This is a genomic window from Vibrio scophthalmi LMG 19158 (genome assembly GCF_000222585.1).
Taxonomy (GTDB): domain Bacteria; phylum Pseudomonadota; class Gammaproteobacteria; order Enterobacterales; family Vibrionaceae; genus Vibrio; species Vibrio scophthalmi.
The window spans coordinates 1-20,400 of record NZ_AFWE01000112.1 but is presented as its reverse complement, the minus strand read 5'-3'; the positions used below and the strand labels follow the sequence as shown (position 1 = coordinate 20,400).

20 protein-coding genes are annotated in these 20,400 nt (G+C 44.1%); 11 read left to right on the top strand and 9 right to left on the bottom strand.

What is annotated here, in order from left to right:
* Nucleotides 1–5 precede the first annotated feature (5 nt).
* Nucleotides 6–539 (top strand): peroxiredoxin-like family protein, encoded by a 534-nt coding sequence (locus RH88_RS09195; RefSeq protein WP_005595242.1) that lies wholly within the window; start codon nt 6–8, stop codon nt 537–539.
* Nucleotides 540–632: 93 nt separating this feature from the next.
* Here the strand turns inward: RH88_RS09195 and RH88_RS09190 are convergent, their stop codons facing one another.
* Nucleotides 633–1,532 (bottom strand): LysR family transcriptional regulator, encoded by a 900-nt coding sequence (locus tag RH88_RS09190; RefSeq protein ID WP_005595241.1) that lies wholly within the window; start codon nt 1,530–1,532, stop codon nt 633–635.
* 443 nt (nt 1,533–1,975) lie between these two features.
* Complete coding sequence (cspE, locus tag RH88_RS09185) at nt 1,976–2,188, bottom strand: transcription antiterminator/RNA stability regulator CspE (protein WP_005595240.1); 213 nt, start codon at nt 2,186–2,188, stop codon at nt 1,976–1,978.
* Between the two features lie 750 nt (nt 2,189–2,938).
* Between cspE and rodA the strand changes: the two genes are divergently transcribed.
* The 3 genes from rodA (at nt 2,939) to RH88_RS09170 (ending at nt 5,595) form a co-directional block, all read left to right on the top strand.
* Nucleotides 2,939–4,048 carry a rod shape-determining protein RodA gene (rodA, locus tag RH88_RS09180; protein ID WP_005595239.1) on the top strand — a complete coding sequence of 370 codons (1,110 nt, stop codon included), beginning with the start codon at nt 2,939–2,941 and terminating at the stop codon, nt 4,046–4,048.
* 216 nt (nt 4,049–4,264) lie between these two features.
* Complete coding sequence (locus RH88_RS09175; protein ID WP_005595238.1) at nt 4,265–4,795, top strand: YbhB/YbcL family Raf kinase inhibitor-like protein; 531 nt, start codon at nt 4,265–4,267, stop codon at nt 4,793–4,795.
* A gap of 32 nt (nt 4,796–4,827) precedes the next feature.
* Nucleotides 4,828–5,595 (top strand): helix-turn-helix transcriptional regulator, encoded by a 768-nt coding sequence (locus RH88_RS09170; RefSeq protein ID WP_005595237.1) that lies wholly within the window; start codon nt 4,828–4,830, stop codon nt 5,593–5,595.
* 93 nt (nt 5,596–5,688) lie between these two features.
* Here the strand turns inward: RH88_RS09170 and RH88_RS09165 are convergent, their stop codons facing one another.
* From RH88_RS09165 to RH88_RS09155, 3 genes are all read right to left on the bottom strand, one after another.
* Nucleotides 5,689–6,942, bottom strand: a complete 1,254-nt coding sequence (locus tag RH88_RS09165; RefSeq protein ID WP_005595236.1) for a peptidoglycan DD-metalloendopeptidase family protein — start codon at nt 6,940–6,942, stop codon at nt 5,689–5,691.
* A gap of 264 nt (nt 6,943–7,206) precedes the next feature.
* Nucleotides 7,207–7,506, bottom strand: a complete 300-nt coding sequence (locus RH88_RS09160; RefSeq protein ID WP_005595234.1) for an isoamylase early set domain-containing protein — start codon at nt 7,504–7,506, stop codon at nt 7,207–7,209.
* 74 nt (nt 7,507–7,580) lie between these two features.
* Nucleotides 7,581–8,210 carry a hypothetical protein gene (locus tag RH88_RS09155; RefSeq protein WP_005595232.1) on the bottom strand — a complete coding sequence of 210 codons (630 nt, stop codon included), beginning with the start codon at nt 8,208–8,210 and terminating at the stop codon, nt 7,581–7,583.
* 106 nt (nt 8,211–8,316) lie between these two features.
* Here RH88_RS09155 and RH88_RS09150 point away from each other — a divergent pair, with 106 nt between their 5' ends.
* The 3 genes from RH88_RS09150 (at nt 8,317) to RH88_RS09140 (ending at nt 11,379) form a co-directional block, all read left to right on the top strand.
* Nucleotides 8,317–8,748, top strand: coding sequence for a GFA family protein (locus RH88_RS09150; RefSeq protein ID WP_005595230.1), 432 nt, complete (start codon nt 8,317–8,319; stop codon nt 8,746–8,748).
* Nucleotides 8,749–8,828: 80 nt separating this feature from the next.
* The gene (locus tag RH88_RS09145) at nt 8,829–9,491 is read left to right on the top strand and encodes a YoaK family protein (protein WP_005595228.1); all 663 of its coding nucleotides are present in this window, start codon (nt 8,829–8,831) and stop codon (nt 9,489–9,491) included.
* Nucleotides 9,492–10,008: 517 nt separating this feature from the next.
* Nucleotides 10,009–11,379: a YjiH family protein gene (locus tag RH88_RS09140; RefSeq protein WP_005595227.1), complete on the top strand. Its 1,371-nt coding sequence runs from the start codon at nt 10,009–10,011 to the stop codon at nt 11,377–11,379.
* A 156-nt stretch (nt 11,380–11,535) separates the two neighbouring features.
* On the opposite strand, the gene RH88_RS09135 is transcribed toward RH88_RS09140, so the two are convergent.
* Nucleotides 11,536–12,189: a GntR family transcriptional regulator gene (locus tag RH88_RS09135; protein ID WP_005595225.1), complete on the bottom strand. Its 654-nt coding sequence runs from the start codon at nt 12,187–12,189 to the stop codon at nt 11,536–11,538.
* A 145-nt stretch (nt 12,190–12,334) separates the two neighbouring features.
* On the opposite strand from RH88_RS09135, the gene RH88_RS09130 reads away from it, so the two are divergent.
* The 3 genes from RH88_RS09130 to RH88_RS09120 are packed head-to-tail and all read left to right on the top strand — an operon-like array spanning nt 12,335 to nt 16,441.
* A complete protein-coding gene (locus RH88_RS09130; RefSeq protein WP_005595224.1) occupies nt 12,335–13,690 on the top strand; it encodes an FAD-dependent oxidoreductase in 1,356 nt (451 codons plus the stop codon).
* 16 nt (nt 13,691–13,706) lie between these two features.
* Entirely contained in the window at nt 13,707–15,290 is a 1,584-nt protein-coding gene (locus tag RH88_RS09125; RefSeq protein ID WP_005595222.1) for a BCCT family transporter, read from the top strand.
* A gap of 2 nt (nt 15,291–15,292) precedes the next feature.
* Entirely contained in the window at nt 15,293–16,441 is a 1,149-nt protein-coding gene (locus RH88_RS09120) for a mandelate racemase/muconate lactonizing enzyme family protein (protein ID WP_005595220.1), read from the top strand.
* Nucleotides 16,442–16,532: 91 nt separating this feature from the next.
* Here RH88_RS09120 and RH88_RS09115 read toward each other — a convergent pair whose 3' ends face one another.
* The 3 genes from RH88_RS09115 to RH88_RS09105 all read right to left on the bottom strand — a co-directional run bounded on the left by RH88_RS09115 (nt 16,533) and on the right by RH88_RS09105 (nt 19,841).
* Nucleotides 16,533–17,102 carry a LemA family protein gene (locus tag RH88_RS09115; protein WP_005595219.1) on the bottom strand — a complete coding sequence of 190 codons (570 nt, stop codon included), beginning with the start codon at nt 17,100–17,102 and terminating at the stop codon, nt 16,533–16,535.
* Nucleotides 17,102–18,199: a DUF3137 domain-containing protein gene (locus RH88_RS09110; RefSeq protein WP_005595217.1), complete on the bottom strand. Its 1,098-nt coding sequence runs from the start codon at nt 18,197–18,199 to the stop codon at nt 17,102–17,104. The genes RH88_RS09115 and RH88_RS09110 overlap by 1 nt, the downstream gene beginning before the upstream one ends.
* 295 nt (nt 18,200–18,494) lie before the next feature.
* A complete protein-coding gene (locus tag RH88_RS09105; RefSeq protein WP_086027402.1) occupies nt 18,495–19,841 on the bottom strand; it encodes a DEAD/DEAH box helicase in 1,347 nt (448 codons plus the stop codon).
* A gap of 310 nt (nt 19,842–20,151) precedes the next feature.
* On the opposite strand from RH88_RS09105, the gene RH88_RS09100 reads away from it, so the two are divergent.
* Nucleotides 20,152–20,400 carry an Lpp/OprI family alanine-zipper lipoprotein gene (locus RH88_RS09100; protein ID WP_005595213.1) on the top strand — a complete coding sequence of 83 codons (249 nt, stop codon included), beginning with the start codon at nt 20,152–20,154 and terminating at the stop codon, nt 20,398–20,400.

Here is a 20,400-nt window from a genome sequence, read left to right as displayed (position 1 = left end):
TTTTTATGCCAGCATTAAAATTTCAGGCCGGAGCAAGCTTCCCTCAATTATTAGTTAGCACACTGGAAGGTGAAAAAGTGGCCCTTGGCAACCCGAACGCCCCCTACGATTGGAAACTCGTGCTTGTGTACCGCGGTCAACACTGCCCACTATGCACGCGTTATCTAAATGACTTAGAACCCTTAGTCACCGAGTATCGTGAGTTGGGTATTGATGTCATTGCCGTATCGGCCGATAGTGAAGAACAGCTACGCGAGCATAAGGAAAAACTCTGTATCAGCTTCCCGCTTGCCTATGGCTTAACGGTGGAGCAGATGCAAACACTAGGGGTCTATATTTCGACGCCAAGATCAGAACAAGAAACCGATCATTTGTTTGCCGAGCCAGCACTGTTTGTCATCAATGAAAAAGGTCTGGTGCAAATTGTCGATGTATCAAACGCGCCATTCTCACGACCCGATCTTAATGTGTTGCTACAAGGATTGAAATTCATTCGTGACCCACATAACAACTACCCGATCCGCGGGACGTTTATCTGAGCAAAATTTGTCATCATGCATAGAATATCTTGGTCGCTTCTATGCATTTTGTTTTCCTCACACAGTGCTATTAATGTCGCTATAGCCATTGCATTAATGGTACTGAGGATCCTCAGACAGTTTCTGTTTTATATAATCAATAAAACAACGCACCTTAAGTGGCACATAACGACTTTGTAAATAGATAGCATTGAAAGGCAAAGGCTTAGATTCGTAATCTTGTAAGATAAGCTCAAGCCGCCCAGACCTAACATGCTCATCCAGCATCCAGATCGGAAGATGAACAATCCCCTCCCCATCAAGAGCTAACTGCAATATCACGTCGCCATTATCACAGCGACTTCGACCAGTTACCGGGACCGAGATACGATGCCCCTCCCGCTCAAAATGCCAAATGTTAATCGATTTCAACATCGAATAAACTATACAGTTGTGATCTTTTAAATCCTCCGCTGTCTTGATAACAGCAGATTGCTTTAAATATTGAGGTGCTGCTGCAACAGCAAAAGGGTTATCAAATAGATGCCGCGCGACAAAGTTAGAATCTTCAAGTTGTTTGGCCCGAATAGCCACATCGACACCATCCGCAATCAGATCGACATGCTTATCACTCACCAATAAATCGACTTGGATGTCAGGATAAAGAGTAAGAAATTCACTCAGAATGGGAGCAATAAATTGACGGGCGAATACGACAGGGGCAGCAACACGCAACAACCCCGATGGCGTTGCCATTTGTGAACGAGCATTAGCATCAGCTTCTTCAAGCTCACTTAAAATCGCCATGCAACGCTCATAATAGTCAGCTCCTACTTCAGTCAAAGACAGTTCTCGACTCGTACGTGACAAAAGCTTTGCGCTCAGCTTCGCCTCCAGTGCCGCGACTTTTTTACTAATCGTCGCTTGTGTGGTGTTTTGCTCTCTAGCCGCAGCAGAGAAACTGCCCATCTGTACCACACGAACAAAAACCCGCATCGCGCCTAACTGATCCATACCATCTCCTCACTAATGTCGGATGAGTATTCAACGAAATAACTGAGAATGAAAGGGGAAATTATGTCGATCATATAGGTAAGGCGAAACAGGCATGCGCATTCAATCGAGCCAATAAGCATCCGTATTGGGTCATTCTTGCCGATTAAAACACAGATAATGGCATCTCATAACATCGGAAAGATACATTATAAAAACAATGATTTAACTAGCAGCCAGACCTAACTGGAAGCAATATTTATTGCGTAAATACCTAAGCATAGTCTTATCTTAAATGGTATTTGGCACGGATGGAAAAAGCTTACAAGAGAAGAAGGATAATGCGACGATAACTGATGCAGAAAAAAATCGATATCACGAGGGACGAGCAAGCGTTAGGCAAATTTTAGATACAAAAAAGGCCGCCTAGGCGACCTTCTATTTATTCTTACGTGAAGCGCTAATTATAGTGCAACAACGTTAGTAGCTTGAAGGCCTTTTTGACCTTGTTCTACTTCGAAAGACACTTTTTGGCCTTCGTTAAGAGTTTTGAAACCTTCAGAAGCGATAGCACGGAAGTGTACGAATACGTCTGCGCCGCCGTTATCTTGAGTTAGGAAACCGAAACCTTTAGTTTCGTTAAACCATTTTACAGTACCAGTAATTGAGTTAGACATTTTATGCCCCTTATTTATTTAATTTAAGAAGAGTTCAATGTTAACGATATGTTAACTTCTTGAATTATATCATGTTACGCTAAAATAAAAGGGAAACGCCTAGCGACAAAAACTGTGTTTTGATACTTGAGGTTTTACTTGTACTTGATGCTGCATTTAATAACTCTTTGAACAACTGAGCGGTATAATAACCACTGCTTGTTTTTTGTATAGTCTTTTTTTTACTTTTCTTATGGTTTTCTGTTCAATAATGTTATGAATGTCTAACTTTCAAGCGCCTAGATGGATCTTTGCCCAAATAGATCGAAAAAGCACCGCGTTATTTTTTGAACTCTCAATGCTCAGTCGCATTAATCGGGGAAATTGTTCAATTCTGTTAGTCAGCCATGCCGTCATTCCCTGCTTTATTTTCTCTGTTGGTTTTACTCACCAGACTTCCAACACATATCACTTGTTCAATAACGCTCTCATCCCCTCTACATTACCGACGACGAGATGAGCCTTTGCAAACAACGGTGTCATCGATAGCGGCCAAAAATCGACACCCGCGATCGACTTATGATTGATTAGCAGTGTAAATCTTTAAAATACAAACATTTAAACCCCCAACGCGAGGGCTTAATTTGGCGATGTTGCTCATAACCTCTCAATTTATGTGGAAAACTTACCTTTCCCTCTGCAATTGTTTATTGTCTTTCCTATCAATCAGGATTAAATTTCGCATCACTATTCATTTTAGATGTTTCGCCCGTGCTGCGTATTCGCCCCCAATTAGATTATCCACTGCTTGCTGCGATCTGTTTTTTGATCGCCGCGGGGAGTATTAGCGTCTGGAGCGCTAGTGGTTTTAGTGAGCCCATTTTAGAACGTCATTTAGCGCGAGCTGTGATTGCCATTGGTGCATTAATCGTACTTTCTGCTGTGCCCGCAAAAAAACTGTGCGACATTGCACCGCCTTTGTTTACCCTAACGGTACTATTGCTGCTGGCAGTTGTGATTGCCGGTGATGCAACTAATGGTTCAAAACGTTGGCTCGCCCTTGGCCCAATTCGCTTCCAGCCTTCCGAACTGGTTAAGGTTGCAGTACCAATGATGGCGGCGTGGCTAATTGCTAAAGACCCTGGGGCTCCAACGTTTAAAAAAATCGGCCTTTGTTTAGCGCTCACGGCAATGCCAGCCGGACTTATAGTGATTCAGCCCGATCTTGATGGTGCAATCTTTACCGTTATTTACTCACTGTTCGTGCTCTTTCTTGGCGGCATGAGTTGGAAAATTATTGCGTCAGTGATTGCGATTGTTGCCACGGCAATTCCGGTACTGTGGATCTTCTTCATGGAGAGCTATCAGAAGATGCGCGTTACTCAATTTCTTAACCCTGAGTCCGACCCACTTGGCGCTGGGTATCAAATCATTCAATCTTTAGTCGCTATCGGTTCTGGTGGCATTCGCGGCAAAGGCTATATGAACGCGACACAAGGACAACTAGGGTTCATTCCAGAAAGCCATACTGACTTTATCTTTTCGACCTTTGCGGAAGAATGGGGCTACTTTGGTAGTGTTGCCTTAATCTCAACCTATCTATTTATCGCTGGTCGCACATTATGGCTTGCCAGCCAAAGCGACTCGGCTTATGGCCGTTTGGTGATTGGCGCGCTGGCGATGAGCTTCATGCTATATGCCTTTATCAATATGGGAATGGTGAGTGGTCTTTTACCAGTAATGGGTAGCCCGTTACCCTTTATCAGCTACGGTGGTACTGCAATGATCACTCAAGGGGCTTGCTTTGGCATTATCATGGCGCTCGCACCAAGAAAACGCAAAGCTGGCACCCCATTCTCTGCGATGGGCCATGCCAATTAATTAGCACCATTCATTTGCAAAAAAACAAAAGCCAGAGTTCATCTCTGGCTTTTTGCTTTCTCTTCTTCAAGATTACCCTCATACTTTGAATAGTCAAAACTCACTAAAAAACTCAAATATAAAAAAACAGAATCATCAATGAGTTTTACTGTGCTATATTTTGCTAAGTTTATTTCTATTATTAGTCCTGTAGCCGAAACCTAAAAAGGAACTAAGATGAAATTTATCAAACTTGCACCAGTACTACTTCTTGCTTCATTTGCCAGTTCAGCCATGACCTTAACCAGCCAAGACATTCAAGAAGGCTCACGAATTGCTGATACATTTGCTTTTAATAGTTTTGGTTGTAGTGGGGATAATTTATCGCCACAGCTTAGCTGGGACGATGTGCCTGCTGGAACAAAAAGCTTTGCTATCACTGCTTATGATCCTGATGCACCAACAGGCAGCGGTTGGTGGCATTGGGTTGCGGTCGATATCCCAGCAAACGTCACTACGCTTGAACGAGGTGTTTCAGGTAAATCTATCAAAGCTAACGAAATGAAAAATGACTATGGCTTGAAAGGCTTTGGTGGCGTTTGTCCTCCAAAGGGAGACGGAATGCACCGCTACGAATTTACCGTATTCGCCTTACCAACTGAGAAACTAGAGCTACCACAAGGTGCATCGAATGCTCTGATCGGCTTTATGCTGAACTCGAGTGCACTCGATAAAGCGAAAATTACCGCGACTTACGTCAACGAGTAATGCAAACCACGTAGAGAAAAAAGGATAAGGGCATGAACAAATCATTACTACACGTGACACATTTTCGAGGCAAAAGAGAGCAGCCTTTACACAATGTGTTCATTCATGCCCCAACACTTTATTGGGTTGAGCAAGGCCACAAGCAGCTTTGGTGGCAAGAGCAATCCTATGAGTTCAATCGTGCAAACTGGCTTGTGGTACCCGCAGGCCAGTATCTCACTTTCGTTAATACTCCGATGCAGAATGCTTTCAATGCGCGTGCGGTGACTTTTTTCCAACCACCTCCAGCAGAGTGGTTAAATCAAGAGGCATCCTCTAGCGGCAGCGCGCCAATGGTAAAAGTGAATGACGCTCTGCGCTATTGCTTTGAGATCATTTGTGACATGTCCAACAAAGATCTTTCTGCACACACTCAACAACAGTTGCTACTGGCATTCTATGCTGAACTTCGTCACGTCGGAGCTCTACATCTGCTTTTTCCTAATGATAATCAGCAAGTCCGCGATAAACTCGCCACTTATTTGAGTGCGGCTCCCGGTGATGATCATAAGATCGAAGTCGCTGCGCAGCACTTGGCGATGAGTCGGGCAACGCTAACCCGAAAGCTCGCTGCAGAAGAGACGAGCTTTCGACATATATTGACCGAAATTCGCATGTCTCATGCACTCGGTTTATTGCAAAGAAAGTTTAGCCAGATGGATACAGCGCTTGCCTGTGGCTATCAATCTGAAGTGCGTTTTACTCAGCGATTCAAAGAGCAATTTGGCTTAACTCCGCGCCAGTATCAAATGACGCTCTAGCCAGATTGTCCCCCATAGCGCAGATACGATGTTATTTTTTGCACAAAAAAGCGAACCATTCGGTTCGCTTTCTCTATCTCAACTCATTCAATATCAACTCGCATTAGTTGATGAACCTTGCTGAGCAAGTTTCATCTCTTGCTGTTTTAGCATCTCATCATACTTATCACGACGAGCGACAAACGCTGGCATCTCTTTTTTCGATACTGAACTTGCCATCGGGATATTAGCCTTCATCGCATTGACTGCGCGACCACGAACAATCAATTCATAGTGAATGTGCGGCCCAGTCACACGTCCGGTATTACCTGATAAACCGATACGTTGTCCACGAGTCACTTTCTGGCCTTTACGGACCAAAATCTTACTCAAGTGCAAATAACGTGTTTTATAGGTACTGCCATGTTGTATCACCACATAATTACCTGCATATGGGTGTTTACGCGTCATGATCACGACACCGTCACCTGTGGAAACAATCGGTGTACCAATTGGCGTTGCCCAGTCTGTACCATTGTGTGGAGAAACGCGTCCTGTCACTGGGTGTTTACGGTGAGCGTTGAAATTAGAACTTAAGCGGTAGTTTCCATTAACAGGCTTACGCTGGAAAGCACGTTGTAAGCTGTCACCATTTTTATCGTAATATTGGCCATCTTCATGCAGGTAAGCGGTATATTCACCACCACGGTTCAAGATCTTAATCGCCTGAATTTCTCGATTGCCGGTGAGTTGGTCATCAACATACTGACGCGATTGCACCACTTCAAATTTATCACCAGAGCGCAAATCACGAGAGAAGTTAATTTTATCTTTAAGCAAACTAACAATCTGCTCAATCTCGGCATTTCCAAGGCCTAGCTTGTTGACTGACTGAGAAAAGCTACCGTTGATCTCTCCAACCAACGCGAACTCTTTCCACACGCCGGGAATCTTAACGTCAGTAAACTCGTAGCTGCCATCGTCGGTTCGAGTATAAACCGCACGCTCAACCAAGCTAAACTCAAGTTCCATCTTCGCAAGACTATTAGTCTGTTCGTCGCGCCAAAAACGCAACGTGTTACCCGGCTTTAGGGTATCAAGTGCTAAAAAGTTAAGATCCGTCTCCATGATTTTCATCATGTCGCTGTAAGCAAAACCAAGGCGGTCAAAAATAGAGCTTAAATTATCACCGGCTTGAATATGGTATTCATAATCCGGCATATCAACATTCTCAATTGCTTCGTTAAGAATGGTATCGACTAATTGGGTGTCGTTTAGAGAAAGATCAATCGTGCGGATTTTATTGGTTGTGCCATCCAGAGTCGTTAATGCAACAATCGCGACTACTGGTAAGCTCAAAAGCATCATTCTCTTGCGTTTCGTAAGTTCAGAAACGCGCGCTTTTATCGTTCTTGCTTGCACAGTTTGACCTTATAACAATTTAATTATTCATTAATTCATGTAATACGTAGCAAAAGTCCACACCCTACGATGTGGAAAAATCGTTATAAGATTACGGATTTCTACTTCTTTTGTCACCCTATCGTACTAGTTATGCGATCAAAAAAGGCGCAATCATGCGCCTTGTTTTATTCACTCTATAGGTAAGTAAACACCAACTTATTGAATTTATTATTGATAAGTGGTTAGCAATCCATTGTCTTCACCAAAACCATTTGGTGTGTATTTATCCGCGTTTGGATCATTAATCCAGCGGCTTTCATCGACTAAGTAGCGAAATTCAAACTGCTGATCTTTTGGCAAGCGTGTTTTGAATCGGTACGATTTAGTTTTGGCGACTTTTTTCATCACGATCGGTTGCCAATCAGAAAAATCCGCCACTAAACAAGCTGACTGCCCCACTTGATCTTCCGGTAACTCAAACGTTACTTCCACTTCGTCCTTGGTTTTAAAGAAACGTTTATTAATCATGTATTACTCCATTAACAACAAGAAAATTTGCTTAATCAATATAGGCAATTAATGGCACACTCACAAGCCAAGGCTCACGGTAACGCTTTGAACTGCAATTTGTCATTCAGTTTATAATTGGCAATGAGGACATCCGACGGCTGTTCTGCATACGATTGCGTTGCGCCATGCTGGCGATAGCTCACTTGCACAGCGGACGAGTCCACATTGAGCTCATCAACCTGAATGCGATCGCCTAATAATGTCTCGTCAACTAACACTAAGCGCTGACGCTGCTGGTCATATTTAAAACTGGCCAAGTAATAGAAAATGCCACTGCCTTGATTGGATACCGTCATAATCGATAAATACTGTTGTTTATCGAGCACAGTCAACCAATCAAGACTCACGCTAAGTTGGCCTCGTTCTGCCCCAGAATCATAACGACCGAGTGCCCATTGTTGTTTTTCATCGATTTGGTCAATCAGCGCAAATGCATGGCTTTCAGGGACGCTAATAGTCCAAGGGTTCGGCGTAGAAAGGTGAAAGACTTGCTGCATCACACCATCATGACTCTTGGCTTGGTCTTGCACCTGCGAAGGAAACTTAGCTAAAATTTCCTCATCATCGAGACTAAAACGGTAGACGCCAGCGACAATCACCACAACGAGTAATACAATAGGTATAAGAAGAATCAAAGGGATCGGTAGTAGACGCTTTTTCATTTGCACGCTCAAGTTGTCCGTAGTTGAGAGGGTAAATAACCGACATTGTAATCAATAATTGGTGATCAACCTTATCAGTAGCCGTTTGTTATCTCAAGGAGCGACCATGACTCAACACGCCTCACATCACACCGTTACTCCACCACTTACGCGTATTGCTCAATGCAGCTGTGGCCAAGTCAATCTCATTTGTCATGGTGAACCGATTCGTACCGCCATTTGCCATTGTTTTGCATGCCAGAAAAGAACAGGAAGTGTCTTTGGTGTTCAAGCTCGCTTTCATCGCGCACAGGTGAGCTACAGTGGTGAGTTGACGGAATACACTCGTATGAGCGACTCAGGCCAACAAGTCAGCTACTCTTTTTGTCCACGCTGTGGCACCACGATGTTATTAACGCTATCTATCGCCCCCGAACATTTAGTGATTCCGGTCGGTATCTTTGACCAACACGATCTCCCTCAACCCAGTTTTTCTGTGTATGAACAACACAAACAAGGTTGGGTTAAATTTGACTGCCAAATTGAGCAGGCTCAATAACGCTGTTATTACGCTAACTTTCACTATCGAACAGCTCTTACCAGCGCTATAATCCACGCCTAGATTTTGGGAGTAAATTTGTGATTTCTCGACTACCACGCTGGGTGGAATACGGAGCATTCCTACTTGCCCTTCTTGCAGGAATAGTCAACGCGATTGGCTTGCTTGGTTTTCAACACCAAGCGGTTTCTCACATCTCCGGTACTGTGACGCTACTTGGCACCAGTATTGAAGCTCTTGATGGCATGACCAGCCACCTCTTTATGATTCTGTTAAGCTTTTTGATGGGCGCGACGTTAAGCGGTGCTTTTATGGAAAGTACCGCGTTAAAGCTTGGCCGCCGCTATGGCTTTGCTCTGTGTATTGAAGCGGGCTTGCTGTTTGTTGCTTACCTTTTGTTAAAACAAAATGTCACTTCAGGGCAATACTTTGCTTCTGCAGCCTGTGGCCTACAAAACGCGATGATCACCACTTTTAGTGGCGCAGTGGTGCGTACAACGCATATGACGGGTATTATCACTGACCTCGGCATCATGATTGGGGCTCGTTTACGCGGTGAACGCTTCGACTATCGTAAAGCCAAACTGTTTTTATTTATTTTCGCCGGTTTTCTTTCTGGCGGCATCGCAGGCGCGAAACTCTTTAGTCTTTATGCGATTGGCTCACTGATGGCACCGATTGCGCTTGCGCTTACCTTAGCGATTGGTTATTGGTTTTACTTGTACCAAACACGAGCGCGTTAAGCGCGCTCTACTCCTTCTCCTTTTACTACCAATGTCGCCTCTAACGGGTCGCTATGTCAGCCGCTTTCTGGCGATCCTTGCCTCCCTCGCACCCGTATTGCCAACATTGAAACATCCCTACCTTCCAACTAACCTTGAGTAAGCCAATGACATGAGAGTCGGAAAGTGAAGATCAAACGGTTGAATTAGAGAATGATTGTTTCGGTTTTCCATTCACTCTATAGCTCGAGAAATGAAGCTTTAGCCTCTTATATTATTGATAGCCTATATTCATTACACATCAAACGGTGATTCTTTCATCACATGTGCCTGACAAATGAAAATCAACAACAGATAAGACCCTGATTAACTGCTTAAAAAACATTAAATCATGAATATTTAGCGAATATTATTGAATAGTCTTGCGATAACAACAGAAAACCAGTAGTCTTGCCTGCAATGACTGAATACGGATGTTTAGTGAATATATATGCCAAGGACTCGGTGTATATTGACTAGTTGTAACATGAGATTCCTAATGAAAAACAGTACTCAAACAACCGAAACACACAAAGCCAAAGGCAATTTTTGGGTTTTCTTTATCCCATCGTTATTCGGTGTGTTCCTTTTCATGGCTCCAGTGAGCTACAACGGTGATATCACTATCCCTGTTGCTATTTTAGCGAAATCCATCCAAGTACTCTTTGGCGATTTCCTGATTGAGATGATCACTGCTATCGTTGCATTTATGGCAACGGCTTCTCTACTATGTCGAATTAAAAACCCTTCATTCATTGCTAACAGCCATTTTTTAAATGGGTTGTTTAACCCAAGCCCTCTTTGGTTAGCAGTGCGTGTACTTGGTGGTATCGCCATCGTGCTGACTTATTTCCAAATCGGCCCAAAAGCGATTTGGGAGCCAAACACTGGTGGCCTTGTATTAGAAGGCTTGCTACCAACCCTGTTCTCCGTGTTCATTTTCGCGGGTTTGTTACTGCCACTGCTACTTAACTTCGGTCTACTTGAACTTTTTGGCACCTTACTAGCAAAAGTAATGCGCCCTGTATTTAACCTGCCGGGTCGCAGTGCGATTGACTGTATGGCATCTTGGTTAGGTGATGGTAGTGTCGGCATTCTATTAACCAGCAAACAGTACGAAAACAAATTCTATACTGAACGTGAGGCGGCCGTTGTTGGTACAACATTCTCAGCAGTATCGATTACTTTTAGTCTTGTGGTGATTGCGCAAGTCAATCTAGAACATATGTTCTTACCTTTTTACGGCGCCGTTTGTTTAGCGGGTTTTGTTGCAGCGATCATCATTCCTCGCCTACCACCGCTATGCTACAAAAAAGATACCTTTATCGATGGTACGAAACCAGCAGACGATGCTGACGCCATCCCAGAAGGTCACTCTAGCTTTACATGGGGCATGGAACTGGCACTGTTGAAAGCAGGCCGTGTTAAGTCATGGAAAACCATCTTAACCGAAGGCGTACATAACGCGGTTGATATGGTGTTTGGTGTACTACCGGTCGTGATGGGCCTCGGTACAGTGGCATTGATTATTGCTGAATACACCTCAGTGTTTACCTTCTTAGGCCAGCCATTTGTACCTTACCTAGAGCTATTGGGCGTACCGGAAGCGGCTGAAGCATCTAAAACCATCGTAATTGGTTTTGCGGATATGTTTATTCCATCGATTCTTGCCGCGTCTATTGATAGCGAAATGACTCGCTTTGTGATTGCAGCGATGTCAGTCACTCAGCTAATTTACATGTCGGAAGTGGGCGCACTACTACTTGGTAGCCGTATCCCAGTAAACATTTTTGAACTGTTTGCGATTTTTATTCTGCGTACACTGATCACCTTGCCTGTTATCGCGGGTGTTGCGCATCTGATTTTCTAAATAAGTCTTTGATGCCATAAATCACATGATGGCAGAACGATATAAACACAAAGGGCAGTCCATTGGACTGCCCTTTCTATTTTGCATTTAATTTCGCCTAAGGTGCGAGCTGAATAGGCACGCCTCTGCGCACTAAGTTATCACGACGAAAGTCGGTTACTTACGTGGTTTGATACTGCGATAGGCAACATCGGTGAGATAGTCATTAAGGCGATGGGACGCCGCAACGGCCTCTTCAGCATCAGTGTGGCTCACCGCTCTTAACACGGCGGCATGCAGCGATGACGCAGCAACGAGATCTTGCCCTTCGTCTTTGTAAGCAAACCAAAATCGACGAGACAAACCTTGCAATGGTGCCATCGCCAATTCCAGATATTCGTTATCAGCCGCTTTGACTAATAGCGTATGGATCTCTTTAAGCAATTCCGCGTATTCAAAATCGTCACGATTTTGCGCGCAAATTTCTAAGTCATCGGCGAGTTGTTGCATTTGCTGCTTTTCATCCACGCTGGCTCGCGACGCTGCATAACGCACACACAATGCTTCTATATCACGACGTACTTCCAGTATTTTCAGTTGGCTCTCTACTGAAATTGGCGGAATTTGAATTCCCCTTCTCGGATGGATCTCAGCCATTCGCTCATAAGACAAGCGCTGCAATGCTTCACGTACTGGCGTGCGGCCCAAGCCTAAGTTTTCGGCCAATTGCTTTTCACTCACCATACTTCCCGGCTCTAGTTCGCGGAAGATAATCATTCTTTCTAGCTGATGATAAGCAACTTCATTCTTATTTACGGGGTTAATTTTCATTCCCTTTTGTTCCCTCGATAAATTCTTTAGTGAGCGATCTCACATTAAGGACGAAATTAATTGTACCACAAAAAATACGGGCATATATTAAAAACACACAACTGATATATCAGATGAACATCAGTCATCTATTAGTGAGGCAACAATGAAATCTTGGAACATTATCCGTCGTTTTGAATCTCTACCTGATCTGCCAATTTTGGCAGAAACCGAGGTATTGGTTATTGGTGGTGGCCCTGCAGGCGTAGCCGCAGCGGAAACGGCTAGTCGCATGGGTAAAAACACATGGCTGATTGAAAAATATGGATTTTGCGGTGGTGCCGCGGTGGCTGGCCTATCGGGCACGATTTGCGGCATGTACATGGCTACAGAAGATGAGAATGCTCAGCCAGAACAGGTTGTTTTCGGTTTCACTGAACGTTTTCGTCAAGAGTTGGAAAAACGTGGTGGTGTGACGCCGCCACAAATTTACGGCAAGACCTTCACCGTAACACACGATCCGTTGGTATGGCGCGAAGTCGCCGATGACCTTCTTGAGCAAGCTGGCGTAACGACGTTATTTCATACTGCCGTTACTGGCGTGATCATGGATGGCGATGCGTTCAAAGGTGTAGTCATTGAGTCGAACGCAGGTCAAAGCATCATTCTAAGCAAACAAATCATTGATGCCTCTGGCGATGCGGCAGTGGTAGCGCGCGCAGGTATGGATTACTACTTCGGTGATAATGGTCGCATTCAAAACCCAACCATGTTCTTCCGCTATGCGGGTGTGGATATGGATAAGTACCTTGCGTACTACGGTGAAGATACCATCTGTCCCCCAAAAGTAACCGAGAACATTCTCGCGGCGAATGCAACCGGTGACTACGATCTTCCACGCCATAAGATTTGGATCTTCCCGACCACTCGCCCTAGTGAACTCATGGTCAACGCGACTCGCTTAGCCGGGCAAGATGGCCGCACATTGAACGTTATCGATCCGAAAGATTTCACTGAAGCAGAGATTTTTGGCCGTCGCCAAGTTCGCGATTACGCACGCTTCCTCAATAAATACGTTCCGGGTTGTGAAAATGCTTACGTGGTGGATACCGGTGTTGAAGTGGGTATTCGTCAAACTCGTTCGATTGTTGGTGTGGAAACGCTGACCAACGAAGACGTGGTTAACTGCCGCAAACGTGAAGACGGCATTTGTCGTACTCCTTGGCCGATCGAGTTGCACTCTGGTGACAAACCTAAACTGCATTGGCTACTGAACGATTACTACGATATCCCATTCCACACACTAGTCCCTATTATTGGTGAAAACATTATCGTCGCAGGCCGCTGCCTAAGTGCAGAGCACGAAGCTCTTGCATCAGCACGCGTGACCGCACAATGCTTTGAACTTGGCCACGCAGCTGGGGTTGCTGCGGTACAAGCAATAAATACAAATACCGCTATCCGTGACCTTGATGTGTCGACTATTCGCGCCATCATGATTGAGAACGGCAGCAAATTATAATTAGCAAGGAATTGCAATGAAATTCAATAACCTAGACCACAAACTGTTCTGGCCTGCCATAAGCTTTACGTTCTTGGCACTCGGGCTCGCTGTATTCTTCCCTGAGCAATCAGGCGCGGCTGCAAATGCTGGCATGAAATGGGTAACCAACGATATCGGTTGGTTTATCCAACTTGCTGGTTTTTCATCTTTGATGTTCCTCCTTTACCTTGCATTCAGCCGTTTCGGTAACATCAAACTGGGAACGGATTCAGACACTCCTGAATTTAGCTATTCAAGCTATGCGTTCATGATTTTCTCTGCTGGCGTAGGCGCTGCGTTAATTTTCTGGGCCGTTGGCGAACCGATGTACTACATGCAAAGTCCACCGATGTTTGCAGAGCAAGGTTCTCCTGAGGCAGCACAATGGCTTATCACCTACACGTTATTCCATTGGGGACCAACAGGTTGGGCTATTTTCTGTTTACCAGCAGTTCCATTTGCCTACTACTTGCACAAGATGAAACGCCGTAATCTTCGCCTTAGCCAACTACTTGTTGATATTATTGGTGAAAAACACGCTAAAGGCATCGTTGGTTACATCATCGATATCGTTGCTATTTTCGGTACACTCGGTGCGTTTTCTACCTCGATGGGACTTGCTGTAGACCTAATCGGTGCAGGTATTGAAAACCTAACTGGCATTCAAAATGGCATTGAAGTGCAAGTGGGCATCATTGTTCTCTTTATCGCTTTCTATGCGCTCGTTATGTTTGCTGGTATGAAGAAAGGTGTGTCAAAACTTGCTAATGCGTGTGTGTACGCTGCGTTTGCGCTAGGTTTGATCATTCTAATCTCTGGTCCAACAGCTTTTATTTTCTCTTACTTCTTCGACAGCTTAGGTGTGATGTTTAACAACTACATCCGAATGAGCTTCTGGACTGATCCAGTACAAAAGTCTGGCTTCCCACAAGCATGGACTATGTATTACTGGGCTTGGTACTTCGCTTACTTGGTGATGATGGGTGTTTTCCTTGCTCGCATCTCTAAAGGCCGCACGATCAAACAACTGGTACTAACAACCATTACTTTTGGCTCTGCTGGCTGTTCGTTCTTCATCGCTATTTTTGGTAGTTACTCAGTATTCAACGAAATCACTGGCGCACTGCCAATTCTACAATGGATGACGGAATCTGGTGTCTCAAGCGCAATTATTCAAACCATTAAGTCTCTACCTTTTGGCGGGATCATTCTGGTTACATTCCTAATCGTAGAGTTCTTCCTAATGTCGACAACAATGACATCAGCAGCGATGGCCGTATCAATGATGACGACCAAAGAACTCGACCACGACGCAGATCCTGATGTTTCAGTACGTATGATTTGGGCAATTGGCATCGGTGCAGTATCAATGGCGGCATTCTTCATGGGCGGAAGTATCGATACCATTAAGTCAATGTGCGTGGTTGTTGGTCTGCCAATGATTGTTCTTTATTTCATGCTAGTCGTGTGTTTAATGAAATGGATTCGCCGTGACCATCCTGAGCTTTTTGCACAAACGGTGGCTGCACCAGCACAATTAAACGATAACGCTGTTGAACTAAATAAAGTTGAGGCATAACAATGTCTATTGCAAAAATTACCTCTGTTGAATTTATTCCAGTCAATGTTGAAGCGACAAACTGGAGTGAAAATACCGTTATCGTTAAAGTGACTGATGAGAACGGTATGTACGGTATTGGCGAAGCCGATGGTTCCCCTGAAGTCATCAAAGCCTTTGCCGAATTAGAAACCGAACATAAATGGCTTAAAAATATTAAAGAAGCGGTGATTGGCCGTGAACCAATGGCATTCCGCTCTATTTGGGAAAACATGTACGATACCACTCGATGGGTTGGCATGCGTGGCCTAGGAATGTTTGTCATTTCGGGTATCGACATGGCACTGTACGATCTTGCTGGCAAACAGCTTGGCGTACCTGCATACCAACTGATGGGTGGTAAGAATCGCGACAAGATTACCCCCTATTTCACTCTATACCCGAGTGTATCGTCAGATGCTTCTCTACAAGAAATCATCGATGCATACGCTGTACTATTCGATAAAGCGAAAGTGGTAGGTGCTAAAGCTGTTAAGGTTTGCATCATGCCTAGCTGCCCTGCGACAGATAGAGAGATTGTTTGGTATCTTCGCGAACTGCGTAATCTACTTGGTCATGATATCGATATGATGGTGGATTGCTTATACCGCTGGCATGATTGGCAGGCTGCACGTTGGACATTCGAGCAACTGAAAGATATCGACCTTTATTTTGTCGAAGCAGCACTTCAACATGACGATTTAATTGGTCACCAGAAGCTCGCTGCGTGTCTATCGACACGTTTATGTGGCGCTGAAATGTCGACCACTCGTTTTGAAGCACAAGAATGGTTAAACACGACGGGTATTTCAGTAGTTCAATCCGATTACAATCGCTGCGGTGGTCTAACAGAGCTATTACGTATCGAAGAGCTATGTGAATATCACAATGCGATTCTGATGCCACACAACTGGAAAACCGGCATTACATCTGCAGCAGCGCGCCACTTTGGCGCAGCGATGAAAACAGATCACTACATTGAATATCTGCATCAGGAATTCTGGCAAGGTGAACTGACTCAAAATCTAACCCTAAATGAGCCGCCAATCATCGATGGTATGATTGCAGTAAGCGACGCTCCGGGTTTAGGTATTGAACTAAACATGGATTACCTGAATAAAATCAGCCAATAATTTCAAACTCGTTTGGAAACAAAAATAAGTTATAAGTCAAAGGCACCTTCGGGTGCCTTTTTTTGTTTACTGAGGAGGAGCAGATCTATATCTAGCTCAGAAACTCGTCCGCATTCACCGCTGCACGCGATTGTTCTTGCGCCTCAAATAGGGCCATGACTTGTACACCAATAAGGCTGGCAACAAATGACATAGGAAAAACTTGCACTACATTGTTCAAATCCGTGACCGAAGTGTTGTAAAAACGACGACTTGCGCTGATATGAGACTCAACATCATTGTAGGTATGTATCGCCTCTACAATTGCTTTATCCGATCGTAATTCGGGATAATTTTCTACATTGATCATTAGTTTGCCAAACTTATCACTCAGTGATTGCACCGCTTGAACATGATCATTTACTTCAGCTGGTTTGGATTTGTCATACCCAGCCATCACCTTGGTACGTAACTCGGTTACCTCAAGAAATAAGCCCTTTTCATGCTCCATAAAGTGACGCGCTACTTTCAAAACATTGGGTACTAAATCAAAACGCTTTTGCATCTGAATATCAATTCCCGACAGCGCCTCATGAGCTTGGTTACGCAGTTTTATTAACTTAACGTAAGTAATATAAACCAATGTTAAAAGCCCAATAAAAACAATAATGAACAATTCCACTACATCGCCTCCTCGGCTTGATCTTGACGTTCCAACTCTTCAGCATTTGATCTATTTTTCAGTTTGAGAGTGTCGATCATTTGATGAATGAGCGTTATGTCTTTAAACATGTCATAAACTGGCGTGTCAAATACGATCGGTCTCATTATATTTGCGCGAAATTGGAAAAAATGATGACTCGTGGGGATCAGTAACAGCAGCTTACCTTGATGAAAAGAGGCTTGAATATTCGCACCATATTTTTTGGTTAACTCCAAGAATAATTCCATCGTTGCGACGGACAAAAGATATCGCGCTTCAACTTGATCGGTTGCATATACCTCAAATGCCGCCTCAAAGGTAGGATCTTCAAGTCTCACGCGCTCAAGCCCTTTTTTACGCGAGGTAAAATTACCGAACATTCCTTTGTCGGTAGCAACAACGGTCACCCCTTGAAACGTTTTAGGGTGATCGATTTCAATGCCTAGCCCAGAGAAGATTGTTTTGTATCGCGGCTTATCGTTCTTATCAGTTCCATTCCGCACATATAATGCCAACTGTTGTACGGAAAAATCTAAAGACTGATGGTCGCCAGAGAGATGCGCCCCCATTCCTGCCTTATCAAAGGACGGAAGCAGGTGATAGTCATCATAATGCTCAATTGTCGTTTGCGTCACAGCAAGGTATTGATACTTTCGACCAAAATAGCACAATGCGGTTTTATAAAGTTGGTCACCAATTTTATTTTGAAAGGCGTTGGTTGGACTGGAACAATAAATAATACAGGCCACAATAGGGACTAGATACGCAAAGATAGTCAGCAATATTTCCCAGATGACTTCATTACCGATATTCACCGCGATCATGTAATGGATAAGCATTGACAGCGCAACTGAGGGGATAAGGAAATGACGATAACGACGCTTCGTTTCGAGTAATGCTGCAATGCGCTCTGATTCGCATTGTTCACAGATAGGCTGCATGTTTTGGGCATAATACTCAGAAAATGCCTGAGCATGCTCCCCCAACTGGTCGAATTGAGGTGTTATCTTCCTTTGATCAATGGGTTTACCACAAAATAGTTGCCAATCACTTTTAGCGTATTCCTTGTTCGCCATAATATCAGTCCTTGATTGTATAAATTATTGATTTTTTAAGATATTCTTTTAACACCAAAACCATGGGCATCATGATTGAGTGTTTTTTGTACCAAGGATTGTATAGTTAAAACGATGAGTATTGCCGCTAACCCGAAGAACATGCGATCGACTTCTATTTGTTTATTGCAGTGCGTCCCTATTTCTCGCAGCCATATAAAAAGGCCTGGTCGCAACGCGATCAGGCCTTTAAAAAACAAATCATTAGGACAATCTAAACTCAATCAATGAGTATTGGCTATCCGATATTGCCAGTTTACTCGTCGTCCACTTTTGGCGCGACTTTCTTCTTCGGAATGAAGACTGAATCACCCACCGCCACATGTTGGTAGAAGCTCTTATCGCGCTTAACCGGCTTCCTAGCCACTTTCTTCGCTTGAGTTTTACCTTTATTGCGGTAATCCGTCTTGCCTTTTTGTACCGCTGGTTTAGGTGGTTTAATGCCTTTAAACTTACCTTTAAGACCTTCAAACGTTGAGAACGCAAGATCTTGGTGCAAGTACGCTTCAACACGCTTAAAGCTATCCCAGTCTTTCGGACCAACCAAAGATACTGCGTCACCTTTGTTACCAGCACGACCAGTACGACCGACACGGTGAACGTATTCTTCAGTATGCTTTGGCATATCGAAGTTAACTACGTGAGTTACGTTGGCAATATCAAGGCCACGAGAAGCAATATCTGTCGTCACAAGGATCTTAAATACTGCTCGCTCAAACTGGCTCATAATCGTATTACGTTGAGTTTGAGTTAGGCCACCACTCAGTGCCACGGCTTTGAGTTTTTGCTCGTTCAACTTAAGCGTTAGACGCTCAGTATCAGCTCGCGTTGCCGTAAAGATGATCAGTTGACGATAGTTCGCTTCTTCTAGTACACGATCAAGAATCGCTTCTTTATGATCAAGGTGATCACAAAGGTAGAATTTCTGCGTGATATCTTGGTGTTCTTGGTTCGACACGCCAATAGCAATACGTTTTGGCGAGTCTTGCATCTCCGCTGCGATCTCATTCATTTCTGCGTGATCAAGCGTTGCTGAGAACATCAATGTTTGACGACGACGGTGCTTAGCTGCTTTATGAATACGACGCAGCTCTGGCGCAAAGCCCAAGTCAAGCATACGGTCAGCTTCATCCAAGATCAGCGTTTCTAAGCCATCAAGGAAAAGCGATTTGTGCTCAAGATGATCCGCAAGACGTCCTGGCGTTGCCACGATGAATTTAGGGTAACGGCGCAACGCTTTTTGTTGATCGTTGAAGTTTTCACCACCCACGACTAATGTCGCGTCGTAGCTCAAGCCACCTAGCATTGCGCGTAATTCGCCATAAACCTGTTTGGCCAACTCACGCGTCGGAGCCAAAATCAGACCGCGTGGGTCTTTCGCCGAGAAAGCTTTGCTCTTAAGTGATTTATGCAACATTGGCAGCACAAACGCTAAGGTCTTACCCGAACCTGTTTTTGATGACGCCAACAAATCTTTACCCGCGATCGCTACAGGGATCGCTTGTTTTTGAATGTCGGTCGGCTTCTTAAAGGCATAATGGTTCAAGGTCTTTAATAAGCGATTATCTAAGCCTAAATCTTTAAACTGCAAAGTCTTCTCCAGGGCAGGTATTATTTGGCAAACATGCTTTCGTTGCCATCAATCAAAAATTAACACGTAATGATACATCGAAGCTGACAATAGGGATAGAGATCACAGAAAATATTCCCTCAACACGGCTGGGTGTTTTTTACACAACAACTAGCAATCATAGCTCGAAATTCCAGCAAACGAACTAATTGAGCTAAATTCTTGGATTATTTTGACTTTTCCCTACTGTGTAAACTATATAAATCAGGCTACACTTAGGTGGTTGCTATACAACACATGGTATAGCGCATCAATGATACTAACAAATGCAAGGAGTTCATCCATGAACAAAATGATTATCGCAGCTGCGGCATCTTCAGTTCTTCTACTAGCTGGCTGTGCATCAGGTCCAGATGAAGCAACAACTGCTAAACTTGACGAGCTAAGCAACCAAGTTAGCCAACTAAGCCAAGACGTAAATGCTCTAGCTGGTGGCGTTCAAGCTTCTGGTGATGCAGCAATGGCAGCTCAAGAAGAAGCAGCTCGCGCTAACGAACGTATTGACAACATCGCTCAGTCTTACACTAAGTAA